Raw genomic sequence first — 7808 nt, forward strand, 5'->3', positions numbered from 1 at the left:
TGCGAACCCCCCGATTTTTCGAAGCTGAAGGACACCATGAAGTTGAAAACGCGACCCGGTTACCTATCGAGGCTGGGTGCTTCGCTGCTGGTCAGTGTCGTTGCCCTGACTGCGGCCGCCTGTAGCTCGAGTGAGGCGGGACCGACGACGGAACCTGCCGAGGGAACGCGTGTTGTGTCCCACGAATTCGGTGAGACGTCGGTTCCGGGCGACCTCGGGCGAATTGTTTCCCTCGACGAATACGCCGCACTCGGTCTCCTTGCCGTCGGCATCACCCCTGACGTGGTCTTCACGTCGTGGGGATCGGAGATCGGCCAGGATATCTTGGCGTCAGCGGGTACCGAGGTGGTCACGGTGCCGCCGCTCGGTGCACCCCCGATCGAGCAGGTCCTCGCCCAGGATCCCGGACTGGTCATCTTCACGTCGATGGGCGATCGGAGCTACTACGACTCCCTTGCGTCGACCGTACCCACAGTGCCGGTCCCGGCCGTCACCACTCCGTGGCGTGAGAATCTTGCCTTCTTCGGACGCGCTTTTGATCGTCAGTCGGTTGCCGACAAGCTGACTGTCGCTTTGGAGGGCAAGATCGCTGACGTCTCTGCTCGGTCCGGTGGTGAAGTGAACACCGTGTCGGTGCTGATGAGCAGTTCTGGAATCCTTGCCACCACCACCGAGCAGGCGCCGCCGTCGTTGCTGTTGGCGGAGAGCGGCTTCGGGCGTCCGGAATCCCAGCGAGCGAATGCCGCTGGAGGACTGCCGTATGCGCCCCTGTCCGACGAGGCGATCCCGGCGCAGGATGCTCGGATCATAGCCGTGTTCGACGAGGGCGTGTACGAGTTCGGCAAGGTTGCCGGTGTTCCCGGGTTCTCGAGTCTTTCAGCGGTGCAGGAGAACCGAGTGGCCAAGGTCAACGGAGACATGTGGCTTGCCACTCATCCCTTCGCCACCTTCTGGATGATCGAGGACATGGATGCCATGGCTGCCGGCAATCTGACCGGCACCGGAACCGAAGCTGTTGCCGCGAAGCGCTATCAGGAATTCACGGCGCTGACGGCATGAGTTCGAGTGCGTTGAGTCGGCGCCTGGCTCTGCGATGGGGAGCGGTGACGCTCGGCTCTGCGGCTGTGGGTTCTGCGGCTTTGGGTTCTGTGGCATTGAGTGCGTGCAGCCGTGGTTCGGCGAACGAAACCGGTTCTGAGATTTCACCGTTCGACGACGAAGTTCGTGCTGCCGAACAGGCGAGATTTCATAGCGGGCGCACAGTCGAACGGAATCTGACAGCTGCACCGGCTCGGGTGAGTCTGGGCGCCAGAGAGGTCGACACATGGTCGTACGGTGCGGAAGCAGTTGGCCCGGAGCTTCGAATCTCCAAGGGAGACCAGCTCAACGTTCTTTTGCAGAACGACCTTCCGACGGAGACCTCGGTGCACTGGCACGGCATTGCGATCCGCAACGACATGGACGGCGTCCCGCCGGTCACCCAGGAACGAATCCAACCAGGTGCCGAGTTCACCTACGACTTCGTGGCCCCGGATCACGGAACATATTGGTACCACTCCCATTCAGGCTTGCAGGCCGATCGAGGGTTATTCGGTGCACTCGTGGTCGAGGACCCGAACGACCGGACCGGAGCCGACGAGGACGTCGTCATCGTGATCGACGACTGGCTCGACGGGCTGGGAACAACCCCGGATGCAGTGCTTCGCGCATTGTCACCGGACGTGCAGGGAGGACACCACGGGCACGGCGGCACTCCACCGGAAGTCGATGGTGCAGAGATTGATTCTGCCGCAGAACTTCTCGGCAGTGGTCACGGAAATTCCGAGGCGCTCGGTGGAATGGCAACGCACATCACGTATCCACTGCACCTGATCAACGGACGGCCTGTGGAAGATCCCTTCGTCGTCAGTGCGACGGCCGGAACTCGGCTTCGATTGCGGGTGATCAATGCCGGGGCGGAGACTCCGTACCGTTTCTCGGTCGCCGGGCACGAGATGACCGTTGTCAGTGCTGACGGGCAGGACGTTGCCTACACAGCCGGAGACGAGATTCTGATCGCACCCGCGCAGCGATACGACGTATTGGTGACGGTGCAGTCCGGCTCGTGGCCCATCGCCGCGAAGGTGGAAGGGAAGTCAGGTGGCGTCGCGTGCCTGCTTCGGACGCCGGATTCGGTAGCGGTCGTCGACCTGACTTCGCCTGCAGTGCTGTCAGGTTCCGGCGGTCGGCTCGTTCTGGAATCGGAGCTTCGCCCGTCAGGAGCGCTGGAGCAGAGGGCACCGGATCGTGCGTATTCGGTGGATCTCATTCAGGCCGGCGATCGATACCTCTGGGGAATGGCGGGCGCCGATGCAGGTCGGTTGAGAATGAAGCAGGGCGAGCGAATACGAATCGTCATGAACAACGACACCGACATGTGGCACCCGATGCACACCCATGGGCACACCTTCTCGGTTCCCTCCTACGGCGGGCTTCGCCGAGACACCCTGATCGTACTTCCGCGTACACAAATGGCGATCGACTTCGACGCCGACAATCCAGGACGGTGGATGTTTCACTGTCACAACGCGTACCACTTCGAGGCCGGGATGACTGCCGACCTCCACTACGTTCGATGAGGAGAGCAGAATGTCAGTTCGCACCGGATTGACCACATTGATCGCTGTTGCAGCGGTATTCACACTGACGTCGTGCGGCAACGATTCGACGGGATCTACCGAGCAAGCGCCGGTCGAGATCTCGGTGAAAAACCTTGCGTACACACCGAACTCCGTCACCGTGCACACAGGACAGACCGTCACGTGGATTTTCGAGGACCAGGGAATGCCGCACGATGTCGTGTTCGCCGAGTTGGGGATCAAGAGCGATCTCCAAGGAAGCGGAACCTACAGTCAGACCTTCGACAAAGCCGGAACGTTCACCTACACGTGCACACCACATCCGAACATGACCGGCACGATCATCGTCGAAGAGTGAGTGCGGCAATGAAAGTGAACGAGTCCGCAGCCCCGGAAGACTCGCCTGGACTCGTCGACCGAGACGCTTTGGGCAGGATGATCGCGCCGGTGAGAAATCAACTCCTCCTAGGGGCGGGTCTGTCGGCACTGTCGGTGCCGTTGCGATTCCTGCCCTACGTTGCGGTGGTCGAGATCGCGCGGGTGCTCCTGACCGGCTCGTCGTTGAACCTGGTCTGGATGTGGGCCGCAATCGGTGCAGCGGGCACAATTCTCGGTTTTGTCGTCTACAACGCAGCACTGACCGTCTGTCACACCGCCGACGCGCATTTCAAATACTCGATCCGCTCGCGTATCGCTCGGCATCTGTCCCGAGTTCCTCTGGGGTGGTTTGCAAATGGTGGCACCGGTGAAGTGAAGCAGGCGATGACGGACGACGTGAAGCGGATGCATCTTCTCGTCGCTCACCTTCCCGCCGACGTGGTACCAGCGATCCTGTCGCCGATAGTGGCCCTGATCTATCTGGTGGCGATGGACTGGAAGTTCAGCCTGGTCCTGGTCGGCTACATCGGAGTGTGTCTCGCTCTCGCCGCGCCGTCGATGCGCAGAGCCTATCGAACGAACGTCGACTCCTGGAATCTTGCAATGTCGACATTGACTTCTGCGACAGTAGAACTGGGCGACGGTATCGAGGTTGTCAAGACGTACGGGAGTGGGAGTCGCGCATTCGCGCGCTACTCGAGCGCTGTCGATTCGATGGTTGCGGTGTGCGTGCGATGGATGTCGGGGATGGGAAGGCCGGTGGTCGCGATGTCGATCCTCCTCTCACCGGCGGTACTCATCGTGGTCATCACGGCGACGGGAACTGCAATGTTGTCCGGGGGTTGGATTACCCCGGTAGCTCTTGTTGCCTTTCTGGTCGTCGGAATCGGTGTTCCGTCGTCGGTTCTGCACATGGGAACGATGGCCAACCTCTACCGCGAAGGCCAACTGGGAGCGACTCACGTCGAGAGCATCCTCGGCGAACCAGAGCTGGCCGAACCTCAGGATGCAGTGCCTGCTCGCAGCACTTTGGTCGAATTCGACAGCGTCGGCTTCGAATACACCATTGGGCAGCGCGTCCTCGAGAACATCTCCTTCGAGATGCAACCGGGCACCGTGACCGCGATCGTTGGCCCCTCCGGCTCCGGAAAGACCACTTTGGCGCGTCTACTTCCGCGGTTCTGGGACGTCACGGACGGGTCTATTCGACTGGGCGGAAGTGATTTACGAGATCAGTCCAGTCGCGAACTCTTGAGATCAATGGCCATCGTCTTCCAAGATGTTGTGCTCCTGCGGGACAGCGTGCGCGAGAATATTCGGCTCGGTCGACCGGATGCAACGGATCTGGAAGTGGAGACAGCGGCGAGGCGGGCGCAGATTCACGACGTGATCATGCGACTGCCGGACGGGTATGACACCGAGATCGGTGGTGGTTCGGGCGGTGAGCTGTCGGGTGGGGAGAAGCAACGCCTGACGATCGCCCGCGCCATCCTTCAGAACCCGCCGATCGTCATCCTGGACGAGGCGACTTCGCAGGCCGATCCCCACAGTGAATCGGCCGTTCAACGCGCACTGGGCGAGATCAGTGCAGACGGCGGCACCCTGATGGTGATCGCTCATCGACTGCACACCGTCCGATACGCAGATCAGATACTCGTTCTCGACGCCGGACGGATCGTGGAAAAAGGTACGCACGAACAGTTGTCGGCGCTCGGCGGAACCTACGCGCGGATGTGGGCGCTCCAGAACCCCCTCGTCGAAGACATCTCTCCGCGAAAGGCGCCGCAATGATTCGAGACCTGGACGAAATCCTCGGGCGCGACAATGGGATGCGAGGTCAGATAGCAGGTTTCACGCTCGCCGGGATACTCGAGGGTGTCGTCTTTGCACTGATGATTCCGATCCTGAAAGCGGTGGTTCGCGGCGATTACGACGCCGCAGTTCCGTGGGTTGTCACTGCTGCTCTCGTGGCGGTGGCCTGTGGCGCCGTACGGTGGATCGCCGAGAATCGGGCGTACCGCATCGGAATCGAGGGTTTTGCCGGTGGAATCATGCATCGCCTCGGTGAGCACTTGGTGCAGGTTCCGCTCGGGTGGTTCAGCAAGGCAAACCGTGGAGCGTTCACTCGCCTGGTTACCGAGGGCACGGCTATCTTGATGAGCATCCCGGGAATGATCATCGCGCAACTCGTCACCGTCACGGTGACTCCAGCGACAGTGGCGATCGCTGTCTTGTTTGTGGACTGGCGACTGTCTCTCGCGATGGTCGTCTTCGTTCCACTGGGGATTCGGGCTTACCTCAACGTGCAGCGGGCGGTTGTTCCCGAATACGAGGCGATCGGCAAGAGCGAATCCGAGTTGGCATCGCGCGTCGTCGAATATGCACAGGCGCAGCAAGTTCTACGTTCGGCCGGTAAGAGCGGCGAAGGCTGGACTCGGTTGGACGAAGCTCTTGTGTCCAACCGGGACGCACACCTGCAGGAAATCGGATCGGTCGACAAGTATCTGCTGCGCTTCATGATCGTCGTTCAGATTGCCTTTCTCACCGTCCTGGTTCTGGCGGCACTGCTGGTCACCACCGGGTCCATCGACACAGCAAGCGTGATCGTTGTTCTCGTGTTGGCCGTGAGGTTCGTGGAGCCGATGCAAATGCTCGCAGGATTCGGTGAAGGTATCTCACTGGCCCGGGTGTCGCTCGGATCTGTCCGCGAGATGATCGATGTACCGGTGCTGGCGGAGCCTGAGGTGCCGAAAGAGCCTACTTCGTATGATATTCGGTTCGATTCGGTTTCCTTCGGCTACGGCCCGGATCGCGTGATTCGTAACGTGAGCCTCGAGTTCCCGGACTGCTCGGTCACCGCTCTGGTCGGTCCTTCCGGTTCCGGAAAGACAACTCTGGTTCGGCTGATCTCCAGATTCTGGGACGTAGACGAAGGTGCGGTAACCATCGGGGGAGCCGATGTTCGCGAGATCGGAACGAGAGCATTGATGTCTCGGATATCGACTGTCTCACAGCAGGTTTACCTGTTCGACGGAACCATCCTGGAGAACGTTCGGTTGGCGAGACCGGATACCACCGAGTCGGAGGTCCGTCAAGCAGTGGTGGATTCCAGGCTAGGCGAAGTGATCGACCGTTTGCCGAGCGGTGAGGAGACCAGGGTAGGTGAAGGCGGATCACTGCTGTCCGGCGGTGAACGTCAGCGGGTCTCGATTGCGCGGGCATTCCTTAAGGACACTCCGATTGTTCTTCTCGATGAAGCGACTTCAGCCCTCGACGGAGAGAACGAAGTCGCCATCACCGAGGCAATTCACCGATTGGCCCGTGGTCGAACGGTGGTGATCATCGCTCATCGCCTGTCGACTATTGAGGGAGCAGATCGCATCGTCTACCTCGAAGACGGTGGGGTGGAGGAGGTCGGTTCCCACGAAGACCTGATCGCGCGAGGTGGAAAGTACTCGGATCTGTGGGCCGAGCGCAGTGGTGCGGAGGGATGGAGGATCGACCGAGCGCTCGAGCCATGAGCAAACCGTGTGGTTTGATCGACGAATGGACGAAGCTGCTGCAGATCCAGTGAAACCGCCGCGCAAGCGCCGGTGGCCTCGTTGGGTCGCAGGCATTGCGGTGCTCGGAGCAGTTGTCTATGCGGGCTCGATCGTGTGGATTTCCGTGGCGTCGGCCGGCCATACGTCGGACGCCGTCGATGCTCCCGATGCTCCGGTAGTGATCGTGCTGGGCGCGCAGATCAAGGACGGTAAGCCGATGGCTTTCCTGAAAGGGCGGCTGGACGCAGCAGTCGAACTGGTGGCAGCGGGAAAGGCTAAAGCGGTCCTCGTCTCCGGCGACGCGAACGGCGGCTCGGGTGACGAGATCGCGGCGATGACGAACTACCTGGTGGAGCAGGGAATAGATGAGCGTCGCATCGTGGGGGATCCGTACGGCCTCGACACCTATGACACCTGCTTCCGGGCCATACATACGTATGGGGTGACCAAGGCGTTGATCGTCACTCAGGGGTATCACGTGCCCCGCGCTGTGGCGCTGTGCCGAGACGTCGGCATCGACGCAGACGGGGTGAACAGCGATTGCGGGTGCGCAACTCCGACGCTGATCAAGAACGCCGCCCGGGAGTGGGTTCTTGCCAAGCCCAAGGCAGCGCTGGACATGCTGTGGAGTCGGGACGCAAAGGTGACGTCGCCGTCGGAGGACTCGGTCCAGGTGGCGCTGTCGATTCCCTGACGCGGGGTGAGTGCGCACGGTTTCTGTCGAGCGAACACACGCTCCGGAGAGTCGGAGCGTGTGTTCACTCGAGGTGAAGGGTGCTCGGTCGAGAGTCAGATCAGTGCTGCGGCGGCGAATGCTCCCAGTGCGATCAATGCCGCGCCGGTGACGCTCTGCACGCGACGGTCCACGACGCACATGATCGAGAGGAATCCCGGCATCGAGCCACCACGCTTGGTGTGCACGATTGCCGCGAGGCTGGGCATGCAGCGGCCAAGGGATACGACCGTGAACAGCGCCGCCCCGAGAGCCGGTGAACCCGAAGCCATGACGCCGAGTGCCAAGAGGTAGTACGCACTCGAGCGGATGAAGATCAGAAATCCCGGACCGATGATCGCGCCGAAGATCAGCGAGACCTTCCAGGGCGCCATCGTGCGGCGCAGATGGCGCGGAAGCTGTTGGCGCCGCATCGGAGTCGGCATGCTCACCGCACCCAACTCGTGCAGCCCGTATGCAACCGCGACGACGGCCCAGACGCCCAGCGCCCAGCCGACCGGCACGTACCCGGACATCGCCGCACCGAGAGCGCCGATC

General features: G+C 61.4%; 6 protein-coding genes and 1 pseudogene. 6 read left to right on the forward strand and 1 reads right to left on the reverse strand.

Features of this window, described 5'->3' with window-relative positions; all coding sequences use genetic code 11:
* Window positions 1–174: 174 nt before the first annotated feature.
* Genes YH3_RS14975 through YH3_RS15000 form a run of 6 tightly spaced genes read left to right on the forward strand, consistent with a single transcriptional unit; the run spans window position 175 to window position 7232 of the window.
* A complete protein-coding gene (locus YH3_RS14975) occupies window positions 175–1059 on the forward strand; it encodes an ABC transporter substrate-binding protein (protein ID WP_232816855.1) in 885 nt (294 codons plus the stop codon).
* On the forward strand, window positions 1056–2618 hold the full coding sequence (locus YH3_RS14980; RefSeq protein ID WP_030536500.1) for a multicopper oxidase family protein: 1563 nt from the start codon (window positions 1056–1058) through the stop codon (window positions 2616–2618). The genes YH3_RS14975 and YH3_RS14980 overlap by 4 nt, the downstream gene beginning before the upstream one ends.
* 10 nt (window positions 2619–2628) lie before the next feature.
* Window positions 2629–2976 (forward strand): plastocyanin/azurin family copper-binding protein, encoded by a 348-nt coding sequence (locus YH3_RS14985; RefSeq protein ID WP_003940254.1) that lies wholly within the window; start codon window positions 2629–2631, stop codon window positions 2974–2976.
* Window positions 2973–4787 carry an ABC transporter ATP-binding protein gene (locus YH3_RS14990; protein WP_230691761.1) on the forward strand — a complete coding sequence of 605 codons (1815 nt, stop codon included), beginning with the start codon at window positions 2973–2975 and terminating at the stop codon, window positions 4785–4787. Before YH3_RS14985 ends, YH3_RS14990 begins: the two co-directional genes overlap by 4 nt.
* Window positions 4784–6517 carry an ABC transporter ATP-binding protein gene (locus YH3_RS14995; protein ID WP_064443657.1) on the forward strand — a complete coding sequence of 578 codons (1734 nt, stop codon included), beginning with the start codon at window positions 4784–4786 and terminating at the stop codon, window positions 6515–6517. The genes YH3_RS14990 and YH3_RS14995 overlap by 4 nt, the downstream gene beginning before the upstream one ends.
* A 25-nt stretch (window positions 6518–6542) precedes the next feature.
* Window positions 6543–7232: a vancomycin high temperature exclusion protein gene (locus YH3_RS15000; RefSeq protein WP_064443658.1), complete on the forward strand. Its 690-nt coding sequence runs from the start codon at window positions 6543–6545 to the stop codon at window positions 7230–7232.
* Window positions 7233–7327: 95 nt separating this feature from the next.
* Here the strand turns inward: YH3_RS15000 and YH3_RS15005 are convergent.
* Window positions 7328–7808: pseudogene (locus YH3_RS15005) on the reverse strand (methylamine utilization protein); the annotation flags it as partial.

It is taken from the genome of Rhodococcus sp. YH3-3, assembly GCF_001653035.1.
Taxonomy (GTDB): Bacteria; Actinomycetota; Actinomycetes; order Mycobacteriales; family Mycobacteriaceae; genus Rhodococcus_F; species Rhodococcus_F qingshengii.